Origin of the sequence: Paenarthrobacter sp. A20 (assembly GCF_024168825.1) — a bacterium.
Classification (GTDB): domain Bacteria; phylum Actinomycetota; class Actinomycetes; order Actinomycetales; family Micrococcaceae; genus Arthrobacter.
Genome location: NZ_JALJWH010000002.1, coordinates 83727 through 100429 on the forward strand (window position 1 = coordinate 83727; position 16703 = coordinate 100429).

Below are 16703 nucleotides of genomic sequence, written 5' to 3' on the forward strand. Positions count from 1 at the left end.
ACCATCCGATGAGCACAAACTGGCAGGGAAGCGAACGGAAGAGCCGCGCACCCATCAGCCTGACCGACACCGAACCCGAAGCGACCACCACGGACCCGGCCACGATCATCCACGCAGTCCCGGATGCCGAACCGGCCGCAGTAGCAAAGGCTGAAACCCCTGTGGTGGAGGACCTGCACCGGGAGGCTCCGCTGGTCAGCGGGCGCCGCAGTGCCGCTGTCCTCCGCAAGGAGAATGTGAACGATCAGCTGCCGCCGGCCACCGGCTGGCAGGCATTCCTGCGGGCGGTCAGCTTCGGTCTGATCAGTCCCAAGGTAGGCGCGGCCGAGCTGGCACGCCGGGCGGACCTGTCCGCGATCCAGCGGGTGTACTCCCGTCCGATGCAGATCATGGTCGCTCAGCCCCTGGGCGGGGTCGGCAAGACGATGTGCAGCGTCGGGCTGGGCTCCACGTTCGGGGTCCACTCCGGCCAGCAGACGCTGGTGTGGGACAACAACGAGATGATGGGCACCGCCGGCGTTCGCACCAACGCGAACGACTCCACCCGCACCGTTTGGGATTTGTTGAACGTGTTGGAGTCCTTCGAGACCGTCACCGCCCGTAAGGGCGAGCTGTCCTACTACACCCGTCATCAGGGCAACAACCAGTTCTCCGTCCTGGTCGCGGACGAGGACGCGGACCGGATGAAGTCCATTGGTGCCGATGAGTTCAACCGGATCCACACGGTGGTCAGCCGCTTCTACGACACCATCATCGTGGACACCGGGAACAACACCCGCTCAGCGAACTGGCTTGCCTCGATCGAGGTAACCGATCAGCTGGTGATTCCCACCACGCTCAAGCGCAACGCTGTCGTGTCCGCCCTGCGGATGATCGAGCAGCTCGAGTCCATGTCCGAGCGCACCGGCAACCCGCACTACAAAGACATGGTGTCCAATGCTGTCGTTCTGGTCACTCAGGGCGGCGGGGCGAAGGTCTCCGCGGCCGAGCAGGCCGAGCTTCGCGAGAACCTTGCCTCCGCGGTGCGGGTCCTGATCGACATCCCCTATGACGGGGCTTTGGATACCGGCTCGATCATCGACTGGCAGCTCGTCGGTGACCCTGCCCGCCGGGCATTCGAACGTGCCTCAGCGGAAATCGCTGAAGGCCTCTTGGCCGTTGACCGCGCCACCTCCACCAAAACCACCAACCGATAAGGAACCCAGGAATCATGTTCAGGACCATTGGCAACGAAATTATTATCCGGACCGCCGTTCCCACGATCGACAACCCGCTGGACGGCGTAACACCCAGCATCGATGTGTTCGGCGTGAAGTTCACCGGCGCAATCCAAATGATCCTTGGCGGTCTTTGGGCTCTTGCTCTGATTCTTCTGGCCGGGGCGTTCATTTGGAACCTCATGAAGTGGGGCATCGCCCGCAACCGCGGCCACTCGGATGACATCGAAGACGGCGCGGCAGGGGCCAAGAAGACCGGTATCGCCTTCGGTGCCGCCGCCGGCGCCAGCGTCATCATCGGCGGCATCCTGGCTCTGGCCACGGCGGCAGGAGCCTAGCCCATGCGGAAGCACTGGAAACTCCTCACAGCCTTGGGGGCGGTGATCCTGGTCATCGCTGTGGCCGTCGTCCTGCTGAACCCGCCAGCACCGGCGGCCAAGCAGGATGACCCCAGCTCTCTGCAGGCATCCGGGAAGTTCGGTTTCCCCGTCTCCGGAGTCAAGATCGGCGAAGGCGGGACCAAAACCGCCAGCGACGGCAAGACCATCACCGGCTACAACGGCAGCTGCGACTCGGCCGCCCAAGCCGCCGCCAACTACGCCCACCTTCTCAGGGACGTCAATGTAAAGACGTGGGCCCAACAGAAGAAGGTTCTCAGCGAAGTGTCAAAGCCCGGTCCATGGACCGTCAACGCCACTATCGCTGGTGAAGTCGTGGCCGGCTCGAAGGATTTGCCACCAGGCGCCTTTGCCGACGGGTGGTTCATTCGCTCCGATGTCCCGGCTGGTGGGATGTACCGGATTGCCAGCTGTGATGAGAAGAAGAAGGCCGTCGTCCAAGTATTTGTGGGATCTCTGGATGCTCAAACCCAGACCGTACCTGTCGCCAACTTCGGGACGCTAACCATGGAGCTGGGTTGGGATGAGGACTGGAAAATCACGGACGCTATGCCCCGCGTTGATGACCCCGATTTTGGCGGCCGAGTCAAGGACAAGGGTCCTGTCGGATCGGTTGCGGGAGACCCCACTGGCTCTATCCCGACACTCACCAGCGAGTTGGTTGATTCCCTGTTCAAGGACACGAGTCATGAGGGGTGGGTTGAGTATGCAAACGCTAAGCGTTAGCAGGACGATCCGCCTGGTCGCAGTCTTTTTGGCGTTGTTCATCGGCTTCGGTGTCGTCCTAGCTGGACCCGCCGAGGCAGCGGACGAAGTGAACACGACTGAGAAGCTGAACGCGGACCAGCTCAAGCGCCTTGCTGGTCTTCCGGAGGATCAGCGCGTCAAGATCAAGGACCGGTTGAATCAGGAACAGGGCAAGAAAGCCTGCAGCAACCCGCTGTTCTTCACCGCAATGGGTGGAAACGACTGCGAGAACATCGCGACCCAAGCCTTTGGCACCTTCCTGACCACACCCGAGAAGTCCTTGGACTATGCAGGCACAACAGCACCGTTCTGCTCGGGGCTTTCCTCCGTGAAAGCTCCACAAGGAGCCATCACAATGTGCGTGGCCGGGGCGGTATGGGAGCAGTATTCGCCGATCGCCGGCATTGTGGCCCGCACAGCCATTTCGGCAATGCCGGGCGGGCAGGTGGTATTGGGCACCGTGGATACTGTGGCGTTCATTGCGAACGCGAAGGACGGGTTTGAGAAGTTCGCGAACACCGTCAAGGCAGAGGGAGTGAAGTCCACCAACGAGGTGCTGAACAACCTGTTGAAGGTCTCCGTGTTCGACATTGACGATGGCTTCCGTAATACGTGGGCTGCGTTCGCGGCGATCGGGATCCTGGTCATGGGCATGATGTATTTCAAGCTCTGGAAGGACGTTTCGAACGAAGAGATCGACATGGACTCCGCCCGGACGTCGCTGCTCTGGTACGGGCCGCTGTCCATGATCCTGGTACTGTTCGGGCCGGCTATCGGCTACGTGATCAACGGTTGGATGACAGGGCTGACTGAAGGGATCACGTTCTGGACTTCCAGCAGGGTCACGGACTTCGGGGTCGCCATTTCCCGGTTCGCGTCCTATGAATCCAGTGGCGCGTTCGGTCCCTTGGCGGCGGTCTTGCTGTTCGGGCTGCTGTTCATCGCAGCCTGGGCCATGCTCGGGCTGCTCGCGTTGCAGCCGTTGGCCCTGTACCTGCTGGGCTTGGGCATCGCTTTGATGGTCGGATTCATGATCCACCCCAAGTACCGCGAACGCGTAGGCAAGGTCGGCGCGCTGTGGCTCGGGATTTCCTTGTCGAAGCCGTTGCTGCTGCTGCTCATGGGTGCCGTGTTCAGCTACGTCGCCTCACGTCCGGCATTTGCCGGCGAGGGCGTGGACGATGGCATGGTGAATGCCACGTCGGTGTTCTTGGCCGCGGCCGCGATGTGTGTTCTGGCTTTCGCCCTGCCGCTGCTTTACAAGTACGTCCCGATCCTGCCGTCATCCTCGACCAGCCTGGGTGAGGGCCGTCAGTCCGTCGCCGGACCGGCGATGGTCGCCGGCGCGGGCGCTGCGATTTCCTCGGCGATCAGGCAGAAACGGACCGCACAGGTACAGTCCGGCGCTACGGGCGGACGGAGCGGGACTCTTTACGGGGGCGGGGTCGCCACGAAGGGCCCCTCGTCGGTGGCAACGCAATCAGAAGGTCAGGGCGGTTCAGGGCTGGGATCGAACGGTTCGGGAGTCTCAGGACGCCGCAGTGCGGCCTCCAGGGTTCCTACCGGGCAGGGTGCTGCACCCTCGGGTCAGGACCGTCAAGGCGGTCAGGCGCAAGGACAGGGACAGCCGGAAACCCGCACGATCGGGGAGCTGCAAAAGGCCGACCGGGCCGGAACCGGCGGAGCGAAGGCAGCGCAAGCTCTGAAGACCGGTGCCGGGGCAGTGGGCCGGGGATCCGCGAAGGTCGCAGCCGGTGGCGCGACGGCGTTCCTGCTGGCGGGCAGGGAAGCAGCGCGTCAGGCCTCCATGCGTGGCCAGCGCTCTGCCCGTTCGATGGCACCGGATACCGACCACATCAGTGGCCGGTAAGAGAAGTACGGCAAGGAGTAGGTAGTCATGGGAAGAATGGTTGTTGTTGGCGGTGAGGTCCAGAGCCGTGGTCTGTTCGGTGGGAACCGGACGGCACCGGAATGGATCGGCCTGTCGGTGGCCATCGGTACCGCGTTGTTGATCGTCCTGGCCGGCGGCAGCCAGATCGTCGCCCTGATCCTTGCCGCGGTGTTGGTTCTGACTGGGGTCATCCTGACCACGCCCAATAAGTTCTCCGGTCACCGCTCCCTGGGTGCTCTCTTTGTGGAAGTCCGGCACAAGAAGGTCCGCGCCAAGAACAAGTCCCTGGTCTACGTTCCGGTCAAGGACCGCCCGCAGACGCGGATGATCAAGGCCGGGAAAAAGGACCGTGACCGCGCCGACGAGAACGGCATGATCGAAGTCCCGGTCCGGCACAAGGACAACGCCCCGCTCATGGTGGGCACCGTCCGCCACTTCGCTATCGACACCCCGGAAGGGCCGCTGGTCATCTTCCGGCACCAGGGCAAGATCAAGAAGTCGTACTACACGGCCACGATGGAAGTCATGGGCTCGTCCTCGGGTATCCGGGAAGAGTACCGGAAGGAATCAGGGCACGTCGCCCGTGGCCAGTACCTCGCCCGGCTGGCACGCCGGCAATCCCTCGTCACCCATATCCAGACGCTGGCCCGGGCGGTGCCGATGGATTCGGCCGACCACCTGCTGTGGGTCAAACGGCGGGTCCCGCAGAATGTTCCGCGGATCCTGTTGGAGTCCTACGGTGAGTTGTGCGAGACGACCCGTTCCCGGTCCGAACAGCACCGCACGTACGAGACGTTCCGGATTCCCGGCTCCGCTGCCCTGTACCGGCGGGCGGAAGCCTACGGGGCAGGGGACGAAGGCATTGGTCAGGCGATTTATCAGGAAATCCGCTCCGCCATGGCCCAAGCGTCCATGATGGGCTCCATCACGAACTCCCGGCCTCTTGGCCCGCAGGCCATGGCCGCGCTCCTGCGTCACCTGCAGGACCCGGACTTCGACATTGACGACTACGACGGCGCCAACCTGATGGATTGCTGGCAGCACCTGGATGGCGCAGCCTCTCCCATCTCCCTGGTGGTCAATAATCACTGGCATATCCGTACCGGCTACGTGCCGGCCTCGGCATTCAGTCCCGCGCCTATCCCCGTCGAGGCGTTGGAAGCGATCATCAGCGGCATCCAACCGGCAGTGGTGCATTCGGTGTCCATGGTCATGGAACTGGAGGATGCACGCAGCGCCCGGTCCAAGGCCCGCTCCGATGCCGCCATGGACCGGGCCACAAGCAACAAGGTCAGCAAGTCCGGTGTCGTGACCGATGGCACCGAAGAAGTGCTGATGGGTGCCTCCCACCAGCGCCTCCTGGATCTGAAGCCCGGTTCCGGCCACCACGGCGCGGCCTACGGGCTGTACATCTCTTTCGCGGTGGAAGATGCGAACGAGATCCTGTCCACCACCGACATTGTTGAGGCAGCTGCCTCCGATGCCGGTATCGAGTTCATTGACTGGCTGGACCACCGCAACGATCTTGCCCTGATCACCACCATGCCGTTCACGAGGGGAATCCGATGAGCACCACGAACGATGTCAAGCGTTTGAGCCTGCCGTGGGCTGCCGCCAGCAAATCCAAGCGGACCCTTAGGGCACAGGCCCGCGCCGGGAAACTTGAGCTGGAAGCATCTGCAGCCGAAACGGCAGCCGAGGGCTTGCGCCGCAACAAGCCCTTGAGCAAGCGTGCGGTGAAGAGGGCTGAGAAGAAGGAAGGCAGGGAACGTGAGCTGGTCGAGGCCAAAGCGAACGCCCAGACACGGTGGCACCACGAACGTAAGTGGGCGTTCGCGTCGAAGCTGGGATTCTACGACCCGGCCGCACCAGGTGTGGCGTCCTCGACCCGGCAGATGGAGTTTTCGCATATGGCGATTGCGTCCCCGCCGACGTCGCACCGTGGCTTGGTGTTCGGCGTCGATGCCGGTTCTGGCTGGATGATCGTCCACGACCCGTTCACCGCCTACGGTGACACCCTCGAATCCCCGAACGTCTGCTACATCGGTGACCTCGGGCAGGGGAAGTCCTCGGCCATGAAAACTTGGGGCGTGCTCCGTCAGCTGATCCTCGGCCGCCGCGTCGTGGTGATCGATAAGAAGTACCAGAAGGACGTCGGCGGCGGCGAGTACACACCGCTTGGACGGAAGCTCGGCGTTGCTCCGGTGCGGTTCAGCATTGGTGGTGGAGGATCCCGGATCAACATCCTGGATCCCCGTATTGCTGCCCGACTGAATGAAGAGACCCACGACAGCGCCGAAGCGTTCCGCACCCCGGCCGGCCAGTCGATGCTGGTCCGCGCCGTGATGGAGGAGGCCCTCCGCCGGCCGATGACGCCCAAGGAAGGCAAAGCGGTCCGCATGGCGCACCGACAGGCTTTGACGGATGCGAAGAAGGCCGGGGAAGTCGCGCACATCGGCCACGTCCTCAAAGCCCTCTATGCCCCCAATGAAGACGCCGCGAAGGCCACGAACCTGACCGTGGAAGAGCTGCGCGAATGGGGCCAGGACCCGGCCTTCGAGCTGGAACGCATGATCGAGGATGACCTCGCCGGCCTGATCGACGGGGAAACCAGCGCTGACATTCAGCTCAACGCCGGCCTGACGGTCTTTGACGTCTCGCTCCTGCCGGAAGACGGCCCGGCGTTGCCGATCGTCATGACGATCATCAACACCTGGCTGGCGAACACACTCTACCGTCAGGAAGAAGCAGTCCCCACGATTCTGCTGATTGAAGAGGCCTGGCACACCGTCCAAGGCTCGGTGGCCACGGTGACCCGCCGCAACACCAAGCTCTCCCGCGCCCTTTCCCTCTCGTGCCAGTTCGCGTTCCACCACATCTCCGACATCCCGGCAGACAGTCCGGCGATCTCCATGCTCAAGGAATGCGGCACAGTGCTTTTGTACAAGCAGCAAAAGAGCGCGGACGCGCTGGCCTGCGAAGAGATGTTCACCCTTCCCGTCGGGACGGCCGAGGTCATCACGAAATTGGTCAAGGGCACGTGCCTGTTCAAAATCGACCAATACGATCCCTTCGAAGCCATCCACGTCCGCAGCCCCTTGGAAGTCGAACTGACCGACACGGACGGCGCCATGAAGTCCACCTCCACCATCGCGTTCACCGAAGAATCCATCACCGACGACGCCATGGAGGTCATCCCGGCATGAGCAAGCAAACCTCAACAGACACCCTGATGAAGCTCGGCCTCGCCGGCGTCGTCCTCGGCATGGTGGCTATCGCTTGGGTCTCGGCCTTCCTTGGTGAGTTCCTGACCCCCACGGGAATGCCGTGGACGAACTTCACGGAGTTGGTGGCGCGCTTCAAGGAAGGCACCTTCGCCTGGCCCGGAGCCGCGACATGGATTGCGATCGTCCTGGCGCTCATGGCTCTCTTCGGTGTAGCGCTCCTGTCCGCCGGCCGTGGCGGTACGGGCAGTGCAGCGCAACGTGAGCTGGGTAGCCGACTCGCAACCGGCGCCAAGCTCGCCCCTCTGATGGAGAAAGAGCGGAAGAAGGATGCCGCACAGCTGCACCCGAAAGCCGTGGATCTGCCTCCTGGACAAGTGTTGGGCCAGACTGCTGCCGGGAAAGCTGCCGTTCTCTATCAGGGCTGGCGGGATCTGGGTGTCTGCATCATGGGCCCTGGATCCGGTAAGACATCCTGCTTCGTGGTTCCTCGTCTGGCAGCAGCTCCCGGCGCTGCACTGATGACCTCGAACAAGGTTGACGGCGTTGCACAGGTCATCGCTGCCCGCCATCAGCTGGGAACGGTCTGGTTGTGGGATGCCGGCAAGATCTACCGGCAGTCCGACAAACCGGACTTCATCTTCAACCCTCTGTGGGAAGTGAAGGGCACCGAGGATGCCATGCGCCTGGCATCGTGGATCATCACAGCTTCTGTGAAGAACAACCCACGTACCGAGAGCGAAGCGGCCGAGGACGCCCAGTTCGGCCCCGCCGGTGAATCCTGCCTGGCGTGGACTCTGCTGGCAGCAGCCCTGACCGGGAAAGCCCTGGGAGATGTCCATGAATGGATCTCCAAAGGATCGTTCGAGAAAGTCAGCAACATCCTCGCCGACCAATACCCCCGCCCCGCTGCGGAGATGAGGGGCTTCGACAAGTGGCCCGACCGTACACGCGGATCCTTGGTGGCCACCACGCAACGCATGTGCCGCGACCTGGTGCACGACGCCATCCTGGCGTGGACCACTCCCACCCCGGGCATCAGGAACTTCGACGCCGCCCAGTTCATGGAGGGCCGCCAGACCATGATCCTGCTGTCCGAACGTGGCCCCGGCGGTGCCGGTGCCGTACTCACCGCGATGATCAAAGCCATCTGTAACGCCGCCGTCCGCGAAACCCCGGGCGAAGCACGGCTGACCATCCCCTTGGTCGGTGAGCTGGACGAAGTGGCCAACATCGTTCCCTGGCCTACTCTGCCGCAGGACTTCAGCCACTACGGTTCCCGGGGATTGTGCTTCACCCTTTACCTGCAGGGTTGGTCCCAAGGCTGCGGGGAATGGGGCACCAAAGGCATGCAGACGCTATGGCAAATGTCCGGTACCCGGTTTGTGGGCAGCAACGAGGAAACCGATTGGACTGAAGGCCTGTCCAAGGCGATCGGCACCTACCAACGCAAGGAACAAGGCTCCGACCGGAAGGAACGCCTGCCCAAGGTCAGTGTGCAGGATTTCGCCGAGCTACCAAAGTTCTCCGGGATCCTCAGCAGCAGCGCTGCCCCGGCCACGTTGCTCCGGCTCACTCCCTGGCACAAGAACAAGGAACTGAGCAAGACCATTGAGGCCGGCACGGCGGCCGCGACCGCCATAGCCAAGGGCGCACCCCAACCGGCCACGGATCCCGTTCCTGAAAAGCCGATCGCAGCATGAGCGACACAACTGCAGAAACCCCCGAACTGAGCGAGCAGGAACTGATCGATAACTTCGTGGACTGGGTTGAAGCCTTCATCCATGACATCGAAGCCGTCACGGACGATGAGAACACCCGGTACTGGTGCCCGCAGTGGTGGAACCACCCCGAAGCCGTCACCAGGCTCCGCGCACTGTACGAGGAGTACGTCCGGGCCGAGGACGAAAACACCCTTTCAGGCTGGTTCGTCTACCACTGGGACGCCCACTCCAAGACGCTGTTCTCAGCCACCGGCCCGTTCGAACTGTGCCGGGAAGAGCACCGCTTCTTCAACCGCCAGGACACGTACACGCCGCGTTTGGTCACGGAAGCTGTACCCAACGGCTGGGCACCATGACCCGGACGGCAGGCCGCCAGGGACAACGGCGAATACTTGGGCAGGAAAACTGAGTCGACAGACTACATGGCCGTCCGGGACCCCGAGACGAAAATCCCGATGTCCGAGATCTAGCGACCACTGACCCGATTTCTCCGACGCCGTTCAACTCGCTGTCGTACCCGACTTTAGCCCTCGCACTCGATGCAGTACGAGTGGCCGTTGGATTCACGGGCCAGCTGGGACCGGTGCCGGACCAAGAAGCAGGAATAACAGGTGAACTCGTCCTCTGCCTGGGGAATGACCTGAACGATGAGCTCTTCGGAGACAATTTCTCCTCCGGGCGTCAGACCCTGATCGAGGGCATCTGCCTCGTCCAATTCGGTGACCACGCTGCGGGCATCAGGCGCGTTGGCTGACTTCAGCGCCTCCAGCGAACTGTCCTGAGACTCCTTGACGTCGGAGCGGAGATCGTCGTAATCAGTTGCCAATTAAGTGATTCTCTTTTCTGGTGTTCGGTTCAGACGACACTGCAACGCGCACCACCGCATCATTGTTCCCACGGAGAAATGGCCTGTAGAAGAGACATAGTCGGCGAAATCAATTGTCCAGACGCTGTCTGGACAATTGAGTCTTGAGCGTCAGTGGCAACTATTAGGGTGGAGTGCATGACTGATGCACGCGCCCTGGCCCTGCCCGCGGGCTACACCGATCTTTTGGCCTCGCTCAAGGAACGTGTCCGGTCCGCGCGCGCAACGGCCCTTCGAACGGTCAATACTCAGCTGATCGAACTGTATTGGTCCATCGGCAGAACGGTGTTGGAGCGCCAGCAGGTCGAGCAATGGGGGAGCGGGGTCATGGGGCGTCTGGCTGAGGACCTCCGGGCAGAGTTCCCCGAGATGAAAGGCCTGTCACGGTCCAACCTCTTTTACATGCGGGGCTTCGCCGAAGCTTGGCCGGAGCCAATTGTCCAACAGGCTGTTGGACAATTGCCGTGGGGACACATCACGGTGCTGCTGGACAAACTGGACAGTCGACGTGACCGGGATTGGTACGCCGGCGCCGCAGTTGAGCACGGATGGTCCCGCAACGTCCTGCTGAACATGATCATGAACCGGACCCTGGAAAGGACCGGCGCGGCGCCGTCGAACTTTGTCCAACGGCTTGTTGGACAAGATTCCGAGCTAGCCCAGCAGGTCGCCAAGGACCCCTATAATTTCGAATTTCTGGGCCTGTCAGGTGAAGTTGCCGAACGAGACCTGGAACTGGCGCTGACCAGCCGGATCACTGAAACCCTGCGTGAGCTCGGACCCGGATTTTCATTCGTCGGCCGACAAGTCCACTTCGACGTTGACGGCGACGACTACTACGTCGACATGCTGTTCTTCCACATAGACCAGAACCGATACGTGGTTATCGAACTGAAAACCGGAAAATTCCAGCCCGAGTACGCCGGCAAACTGAACTTCTACGTCGCCCTCGTCGATGACGTGCTTCGCCGTGAGCACCACAACGAAACCATTGGCATCCTGATCTGCGGCACCAAGAACGACCGAAGCGTCAGGTACAGCCTTGGCCGCTCCACCTCTCCCATGGCCGTCGCGGCCTACACCTACGACAAACTCCCGGCAGCAGAGCAAAAGGCCCTGCCCAACGAAGGACATCTCGTCGCGGCCCTCGAGTGGGCAGAACCTGACGAAGGAGAGCCGCAGCCCGGCTAGGCACTACCCGAAAGACGAACCAGGTTCGGCAGAAGCTGATGGCCCAAGTGGCAAACCAGATTGTCCAAAGAACTTTGGACAATTGGCCTTAGCCACCATCGTCACCGGTGCTGCACCCCGATAACGCCGATAAGAACCCATATGTCGAGCTACCTTCAGGGTGTACCCGCGCCCCAGGTGACCCCAAATAGCGGACAGATTTCGAATCGCGCGTCCTTGCGGATGAGACCGAGGGCGCCAGCAGTGGTCACAGCTGCGATTGTGCTTTGGATGGAGCGTGACGCTGGCGGATCAACCTAGGGAACGGCTAGGTCCGCACGCACGTCGTAATCGCCGGCACCAGTTCTCGTGATGAGAATGTCTGACCGGCGTTCGGTCACTGCAGGCTGCACGTACGCGAAGGCAGTAGCAAGGGCTTCGTCAACTTCAGATGCTCGTGCGACGGTCACTTTCAGCATGCCAGAGGAGGCAAGGTGGGCATTGTTGATACTCAAGGTTTTTTTGAAGCTCATGGAATCGATTTGAATAACCGCGGCAGATCGAAACGGAAAGGAAGTTGGGCTAAGGGAGACTCGGGCGAAGTGAGTCGCGCGATAGTCCTGCTTTCAGCCCCGGGATGTAATTAGACCGCAGTTGTGCCAGGGACGTTCGTTGATGGTGATCGCATTGGCCTTGGGAGGCGTCGATGACGAATTTTCCAGACAAGTTGGTGAAGTCGCTGAGAAGATGACGTGGGCGACGCCGGCAGGGATGCCGACGTCGCCCTTATTCAGTTGTGGTCCAGTTAGAGTTCGCTGGCCGCGCCCGGTTCGCCAGCGGCGGCGTCGATGCCGTACTTCTCAAGAATCTTCTTGATGGTGCCGTCTGCGCGAAGCTTCTCGATGTCCTCGTCAAGCGCCTTTCCAAATGCCTCGTTGTCGAGGCTGGAGGGCAGCATCACCTGGCCCACTGAGGCGAATTCGGGGACGTTCGGGTTTGGCTTGACGTTGACGACCTGGGCACCCTCAATCGGGTTCTGTTGGAGCTTGTACTTCGCGGAAATGGCACTTTGCATAGCCGCATCAATGCGGCCAGCCTTAAGGTCGTTGAACAGGGACTCATCATCCTGATAGATCTTGAACTTGTCGCCGAGCCACTTCGTCATGCTGTCGTTCCAAAGGTTGCCTGACGTAGAGCCAACCATATGACCTTCGAGGTTTTCGCTGGTCACTCCCTTCGTGGAGACAACTGCCTGCGCGTCGCTCCACAACGGTGTGCTCAGGTGGACAATCTTCTGCCGGGCCTTGGTGCGGAGCCAACCCCCGGAACCGATGTCGACGCGATTCGTCTGGACGGATGAAATCACAGCTCCGGCGCCACCGGAGGAGTTCACAGTGACCTTGAGGCATTCCAGCTTCGCGATCTCGTTGATCAGGTCACCTTCCATGCCCGAAAGGGTGTCGCCGTTCAGGATTGTTGCCGGGGCAAAGTCGTAGCTCGCCACCGTGAGTTCGCCCTCGGTGACTGTCTTGAGGTCCTTGTGGGCAGGAGTGCAGCTGGACTCACTGCTGGCGGCTACGTTGCCGCCGCAGGCGCTGAGTGAAATGGCGAGCAGGCCGGCTAAGCTGCCGGCGGCGAGCATGCGTGTGAACGAAAAACGGGTTCGTGACATGGTTTCTCTTTCTTAGCTGGGGATGGTGGGTACTCCTGGCGGATGAGTCGCGTGCCAGTGCGTGTTCATCTGCGGAAGTTGGGCGCCCCGAGTCGTTGTTCCAGTAGCCGGGCCGAGGTTACCGGGGCGAGCACCCACCTAACATGTGGTATGGATCACATTATCTTTTCACTCATAACTTGTCTACCTTTTAAAATAAGCCTAGACAAGTTTCGTTAGGCTCGGCGCATAGGTTGGAGACATGCATCCGGCGACTGTCCGCAGCGGCCATCGCACCTGAGAAGCTAGAACGGGCATTTTTTGCGGCAGTAAGGTCTACACGTGCCCTTGCAGCCACGAGGAGGTCCCAACCACCTCCTGTAGGACAAAGCTAAAAATGTTATACAACTATCACATTTGGATAGCGGATTGACCTGAGTCGGATGTCTGACAATCGCTGTCAGAGCTCGGAATCGTGTTGGTGCATGGCAGCGAGGTCTCACGCGTGGAATGCCGGGCAAGCTTTCGTTCAGATGCCCACGTCAAGACGATCGGTCACGCGTGATTGCCTTTGCGGCCCCACGCTACAGTCCCACCCTTTAACACCCGGGAATCCGGTTGGCGGCAGCCAAAAAATGACATGGACAGCTAGGGCCCTTCATGCGCTGCAGGGCTGCGTCCTTGGTTCGTCCGGCGGGTACGCCTATCAGCTGAGCTCGACACGGCGCCGGCGGATACTCCGCCTGCGCCGAGTGTCAGCGCTAAGAGCCCGCCGGCAAGTTGCAGATTAGTCTGTGCAGCAATGGTCAGAACCACCCCAATGGCTGTAAGCCCGACCATAAACGCCAAGTAGATGAGAATCATTCGATGTTTCCGCCATCCCGGACTACTTGGGGGGACCTCTGGGTGGGTGTATTTTGGCCGGCTGTGGATTGATGCTGCTCTCTTGCTGCGCTGGGTTGGCTTCAACCCCAAAGCACCACGGTTTGGTCACTGCCGTCTACAAATATCCGGGGTTCGGCATCGTGGGGTTCAATCCAGAGCCCGGATCCGTCTGCCAGGACGGTTTCTACGATGCCTCGTTGGATGCGGACGTGCGGTCTTCGAACCTCGATCAAGTTTCCAGGCTTCACGGATGTCCAGGGGCTGGGCAATGGCTCGAAGTGCTCTTCCAGAGGAATCAGTGTCATTTCGGTTCCTTGTTGCATTTCTTAGCGATTTGGCTTTTGTTGTTCAGCGTAAAGAGGCTGACAGACCAATTCGCTGCCAGTCAGTGGGTGTAGCCGGCGGCAGCTTCGGTAAGAGAGATGCCTTTGGTTTCCGGTGCCAGCCACTGGCTGAGGGCGGCGCCGGCAAATGCCACGAGTGCAGCAATGACCATGGTTACACCGGCGCCGAGCGCCTCAATCGAGACGGGCATAAGAAACGTTCCGATGAAGGCGCCTACGCGACTGACGGAGGTTGCGAAACCTGTTCCGATGCCACGAATTTCCGTTGGCAGGACTTCTGCGGGGTATACGCCTGTGATTGTGGTGTACATGGCGTTGAAGAAGGAAAAGACAAGGAAGAGGATCAGAACGATCGGAGCTGGTGCGCCTGCCCAAAGGCCGATAACGGCCAGCATGATGCCGCACAGCCATTGTGTTGGAACTGTTAAGACTCGGCGTCCGACCTTGTCGATCAGGAAAAACGTCAATACGACCCCTGCAAGGGCGAGGGCTGAGAGCCCCACGCCCCCAGCCAAGCCGCCGGCCAGACCATATGTGTCGAGCACGCTGTCGGCAAAGATCGCTATGGCAAAGTATGGAGTAACGGCGCAGAACCAGAACCCCGAGATGAACAAGGTCGAACGCCAATACTGTGCCGAGAACAGCATCCGGAAGCTCCCCTTGCGGACATCCTCATGTTCGATGTCGCTTAGCGCATCGTCAGGCAGGTAGGACCGGGCGAGGTCGCGAGCTTCGTTTTGGCGTCCCTTACTCCAGAGCCATCGCGGCGATTCGGGCATGCCCAGGCGTCCGACGAACAACGCCACCGCGAAGAAAGTGCTGGTTCCGAGGATGAAGTGCCAGCTGAGGTCTGTGTATTCGTGGAGGAGATAGCCGATCAGATACGCCATCATGAAGCCTCCGTACCAGGCGATGCCCATAGCCCCGAGTAGCCGTCCGCGCAGCTTCGCCGGCGCGAACTCGCTCATGAGCGGCCATCCGACAGAATATTCGATGCCAATAGCGATACCCATGAGGAGGCGGGCTATGAGGAGTAGAGCCGGGGAGTCGATGAAGAACTGCAACATTGAGGCGACGGTGAACAGTGCAATATCAAAAGTAAACAGAGGTTTCCGACCCCATTTGTCAGCTGCCCAGCCGCCGATCGGTGAACCCACCAAAATACCGAGCAGCACGGCCCCGGCTATGAGGCCTTCGTGTAGGGGTGAGAGCTGGAGGTCTGTGGCCATCTGGCCAGAGATTGGGCCCAGAATGCCGATGACATACCCGTCGAGGAACATTCCCCCGATGAGGACGGTAACCATCCTGATGAGAAATCGTTTCTTGTTCACCGCCCGCTTGGGTCGGTTGGCGGCAAGGCTCTTGGTTGACGACATTGCTAACTCCGGGTTTCCTTATTCACGACATCGGGAAATAGGCGTTGAGCCTGGTACTACAGTCACCGACCGGAAGCAGACCTGCTGAACTTGTTCAGTTCGCTGGGGATGATTTCCGCAGTTGGCTCATGCTGAAAGCCGCCACAGGTGCTACCAGTCAGCACGATTGGTTCTATACCTTGAAAGTTGTCCTACAACTTGCCTCAAGTTTAGAGTGATCTCCTTCACTATGTCAATGCGGCGCGGTCCATGCCGGGTGGCACCCGGCGGCGGTCTTGCATGGCCTGCCGCGCGGCCCCGGTTTCAGAACCACTCAAGAGACTGGGTTCTTGTGACTTGTCTCACGCCCGCTAGGATGTACTACATGCAAGAGAATTTAGTGCTTGATCAGGTCGATGGTGATGGGGGCGCACCGGGCGTCGGGAGGCACGTCAGTGCTGCTGAGCGGGCCATTCTTGGCTTGAGGCGGCGCCTAGCTGATGGTTCCTTGTCTGCGGGTGACAGGTTGCCGTCCGAGCCCAGGCTGGCCGAAGAGCTCGGCGTTAGCCGGGTCAGCACACGGACCGCGCTCGCCCAGCTCGAGAGCGAGGGACTCATAAGTCGTCGACGCGGATCGGGGACGTACGTCAATTCCGTGAGACCTCTGGTCAGAAGTCTGCATCAGAACATAGGTGCCGACCAGTTGATTTCTTCCACGGGCCACGTTCCAGGAGTTTCTGAGATGTCCTGGCGCCAAAGCGGGGCCGACGCGGAAGTGGCGGAGCGTCTCGGTCTTCAACTCGGAGAACCAGTCATTCACCTTTACCGCGTGCGGACCTCTGATGGAACGCCTGTCACCGTGGAACACGACTATTTCCCAGCCTCCTTGCTCCCCGAACAACCCTTCAACCTGGGAGCATCGCTTTATTCGTTCCTCTCGACCGTCTGCGGGATTGAGATCTCGTTCGGGATCGCCGATCTCGAACCTGCGTTCGTGGGCGAGGAAAGAGGTGCCGTACTGGGGGTGGACAGCTCCGAACTGTGCATGGTGATCAAGCAGGTGGACTACGACGCTGCTGAAACCCCGGTGTCTTACTCCGTGGAGTACCACCTCGCCAGTGCCTTCGATTTCAGGCTCCTGCGGCAAGGACCGGCTCCCAAAACTCGTTCCAAAGATCGGGCATGAATCTGGGAACTCCTGCGGCAGATTCAGTCGCCGGGCGGGGCTGGAA

At 60.8% G+C, this 16703-nt stretch carries 15 protein-coding genes; 10 read left to right on the forward strand and 5 right to left on the reverse strand.

What is annotated here, in order from left to right:
- The first annotated feature begins 8 nt into the window (after positions 1 to 8).
- The 8 genes from J3D46_RS23745 to J3D46_RS23780 are packed head-to-tail and all read left to right on the forward strand — an operon-like array spanning position 9 to position 9557.
- A complete protein-coding gene (locus tag J3D46_RS23745; protein ID WP_253469498.1) occupies positions 9 to 1196 on the forward strand; it encodes an AAA family ATPase in 1188 nt (395 codons plus the stop codon).
- A gap of 14 nt (positions 1197 to 1210) precedes the next feature.
- Positions 1211 to 1555 carry a hypothetical protein gene (locus J3D46_RS23750; RefSeq protein ID WP_253469502.1) on the forward strand — a complete coding sequence of 115 codons (345 nt, stop codon included), beginning with the start codon at positions 1211 to 1213 and terminating at the stop codon, positions 1553 to 1555.
- A 3-nt stretch (positions 1556 to 1558) separates the two neighbouring features.
- Positions 1559 to 2341, forward strand: a complete 783-nt coding sequence (locus J3D46_RS23755; protein WP_253469505.1) for a hypothetical protein — start codon at positions 1559 to 1561, stop codon at positions 2339 to 2341.
- A complete protein-coding gene (locus J3D46_RS23760) occupies positions 2322 to 4232 on the forward strand; it encodes a hypothetical protein (protein ID WP_253469508.1) in 1911 nt (636 codons plus the stop codon). The genes J3D46_RS23755 and J3D46_RS23760 overlap by 20 nt, the downstream gene beginning before the upstream one ends.
- 27 nt (positions 4233 to 4259) lie before the next feature.
- A complete protein-coding gene (locus tag J3D46_RS23765; RefSeq protein WP_253469510.1) occupies positions 4260 to 5822 on the forward strand; it encodes a hypothetical protein in 1563 nt (520 codons plus the stop codon).
- Positions 5819 to 7459 (forward strand): ATP-binding protein, encoded by a 1641-nt coding sequence (locus J3D46_RS23770; protein WP_253469513.1) that lies wholly within the window; start codon positions 5819 to 5821, stop codon positions 7457 to 7459. Before J3D46_RS23765 ends, J3D46_RS23770 begins: the two co-directional genes overlap by 4 nt.
- On the forward strand, positions 7456 to 9180 hold the full coding sequence (locus tag J3D46_RS23775; RefSeq protein ID WP_253469516.1) for a type IV secretory system conjugative DNA transfer family protein: 1725 nt from the start codon (positions 7456 to 7458) through the stop codon (positions 9178 to 9180). The genes J3D46_RS23770 and J3D46_RS23775 overlap by 4 nt, the downstream gene beginning before the upstream one ends.
- Positions 9177 to 9557, forward strand: coding sequence for a DUF4913 domain-containing protein (locus J3D46_RS23780; RefSeq protein WP_253469519.1), 381 nt, complete (start codon positions 9177 to 9179; stop codon positions 9555 to 9557). The genes J3D46_RS23775 and J3D46_RS23780 overlap by 4 nt, the downstream gene beginning before the upstream one ends.
- 167 nt (positions 9558 to 9724) lie before the next feature.
- Here J3D46_RS23780 and J3D46_RS23785 read toward each other — a convergent pair whose 3' ends face one another.
- Positions 9725 to 10027: a DUF4193 domain-containing protein gene (locus J3D46_RS23785; RefSeq protein ID WP_253469522.1), complete on the reverse strand. Its 303-nt coding sequence runs from the start codon at positions 10025 to 10027 to the stop codon at positions 9725 to 9727.
- A 177-nt stretch (positions 10028 to 10204) separates the two neighbouring features.
- Here J3D46_RS23785 and J3D46_RS23790 point away from each other — a divergent pair, with 177 nt between their 5' ends.
- Positions 10205 to 11257 (forward strand): YhcG family protein, encoded by a 1053-nt coding sequence (locus J3D46_RS23790; RefSeq protein WP_253469525.1) that lies wholly within the window; start codon positions 10205 to 10207, stop codon positions 11255 to 11257.
- Positions 11258 to 11553: 296 nt separating this feature from the next.
- On the opposite strand, the gene J3D46_RS23795 is transcribed toward J3D46_RS23790, so the two are convergent.
- From J3D46_RS23795 to J3D46_RS23810, 4 genes are all read right to left on the reverse strand, one after another.
- On the reverse strand, positions 11554 to 11769 hold the full coding sequence (locus tag J3D46_RS23795) for a hypothetical protein (protein WP_253469528.1): 216 nt from the start codon (positions 11767 to 11769) through the stop codon (positions 11554 to 11556).
- Between the two features lie 272 nt (positions 11770 to 12041).
- Positions 12042 to 12908: an ABC transporter substrate-binding protein gene (locus J3D46_RS23800; protein WP_253469531.1), complete on the reverse strand. Its 867-nt coding sequence runs from the start codon at positions 12906 to 12908 to the stop codon at positions 12042 to 12044.
- 944 nt (positions 12909 to 13852) lie between these two features.
- On the reverse strand, positions 13853 to 14077 hold the full coding sequence (locus J3D46_RS23805) for a hypothetical protein (RefSeq protein ID WP_253469534.1): 225 nt from the start codon (positions 14075 to 14077) through the stop codon (positions 13853 to 13855).
- Between the two features lie 80 nt (positions 14078 to 14157).
- Positions 14158 to 15492 carry an MFS transporter gene (locus J3D46_RS23810; RefSeq protein ID WP_253469539.1) on the reverse strand — a complete coding sequence of 445 codons (1335 nt, stop codon included), beginning with the start codon at positions 15490 to 15492 and terminating at the stop codon, positions 14158 to 14160.
- Between the two features lie 364 nt (positions 15493 to 15856).
- On the opposite strand from J3D46_RS23810, the gene J3D46_RS25010 reads away from it, so the two are divergent.
- On the forward strand, positions 15857 to 16657 hold the full coding sequence (locus tag J3D46_RS25010; protein ID WP_256492869.1) for a GntR family transcriptional regulator: 801 nt from the start codon (positions 15857 to 15859) through the stop codon (positions 16655 to 16657).
- The last annotated feature ends 46 nt before the right edge of the window (positions 16658 to 16703 follow it).

Coding starts and splice junctions, on each gene's coding strand:
- J3D46_RS23750 (WP_253469502.1), top strand. CDS start 1,211: ATGTTCAGGACCATTGGCAACGAAATTATTATCCGGACCGCCGTTCCC.
- J3D46_RS23745 (WP_253469498.1), top strand. CDS start 9: ATGAGCACAAACTGGCAGGGAAGCGAACGGAAGAGCCGCGCACCCATC.
- J3D46_RS23780 (WP_253469519.1), top strand. CDS start 9,177: ATGAGCGACACAACTGCAGAAACCCCCGAACTGAGCGAGCAGGAACTG.
- J3D46_RS23790 (WP_253469525.1), top strand. CDS start 10,205: ATGACTGATGCACGCGCCCTGGCCCTGCCCGCGGGCTACACCGATCTT.
- J3D46_RS23795 (WP_253469528.1), bottom strand. CDS start 11,769: ATGAGCTTCAAAAAAACCTTGAGTATCAACAATGCCCACCTTGCCTCC.
- J3D46_RS23770 (WP_253469513.1), top strand. CDS start 5,819: ATGAGCACCACGAACGATGTCAAGCGTTTGAGCCTGCCGTGGGCTGCC.
- J3D46_RS23755 (WP_253469505.1), top strand. CDS start 1,559: ATGCGGAAGCACTGGAAACTCCTCACAGCCTTGGGGGCGGTGATCCTG.
- J3D46_RS23800 (WP_253469531.1), bottom strand. CDS start 12,908: ATGTCACGAACCCGTTTTTCGTTCACACGCATGCTCGCCGCCGGCAGC.
- J3D46_RS25010 (WP_256492869.1), top strand. CDS start 15,857: ATGCAAGAGAATTTAGTGCTTGATCAGGTCGATGGTGATGGGGGCGCA.
- J3D46_RS23765 (WP_253469510.1), top strand. CDS start 4,260: ATGGGAAGAATGGTTGTTGTTGGCGGTGAGGTCCAGAGCCGTGGTCTG.
- J3D46_RS23775 (WP_253469516.1), top strand. CDS start 7,456: ATGAGCAAGCAAACCTCAACAGACACCCTGATGAAGCTCGGCCTCGCC.
- J3D46_RS23760 (WP_253469508.1), top strand. CDS start 2,322: ATGCAAACGCTAAGCGTTAGCAGGACGATCCGCCTGGTCGCAGTCTTT.
- J3D46_RS23805 (WP_253469534.1), bottom strand. CDS start 14,077: ATGACACTGATTCCTCTGGAAGAGCACTTCGAGCCATTGCCCAGCCCC.
- J3D46_RS23810 (WP_253469539.1), bottom strand. CDS start 15,492: ATGTCGTCAACCAAGAGCCTTGCCGCCAACCGACCCAAGCGGGCGGTG.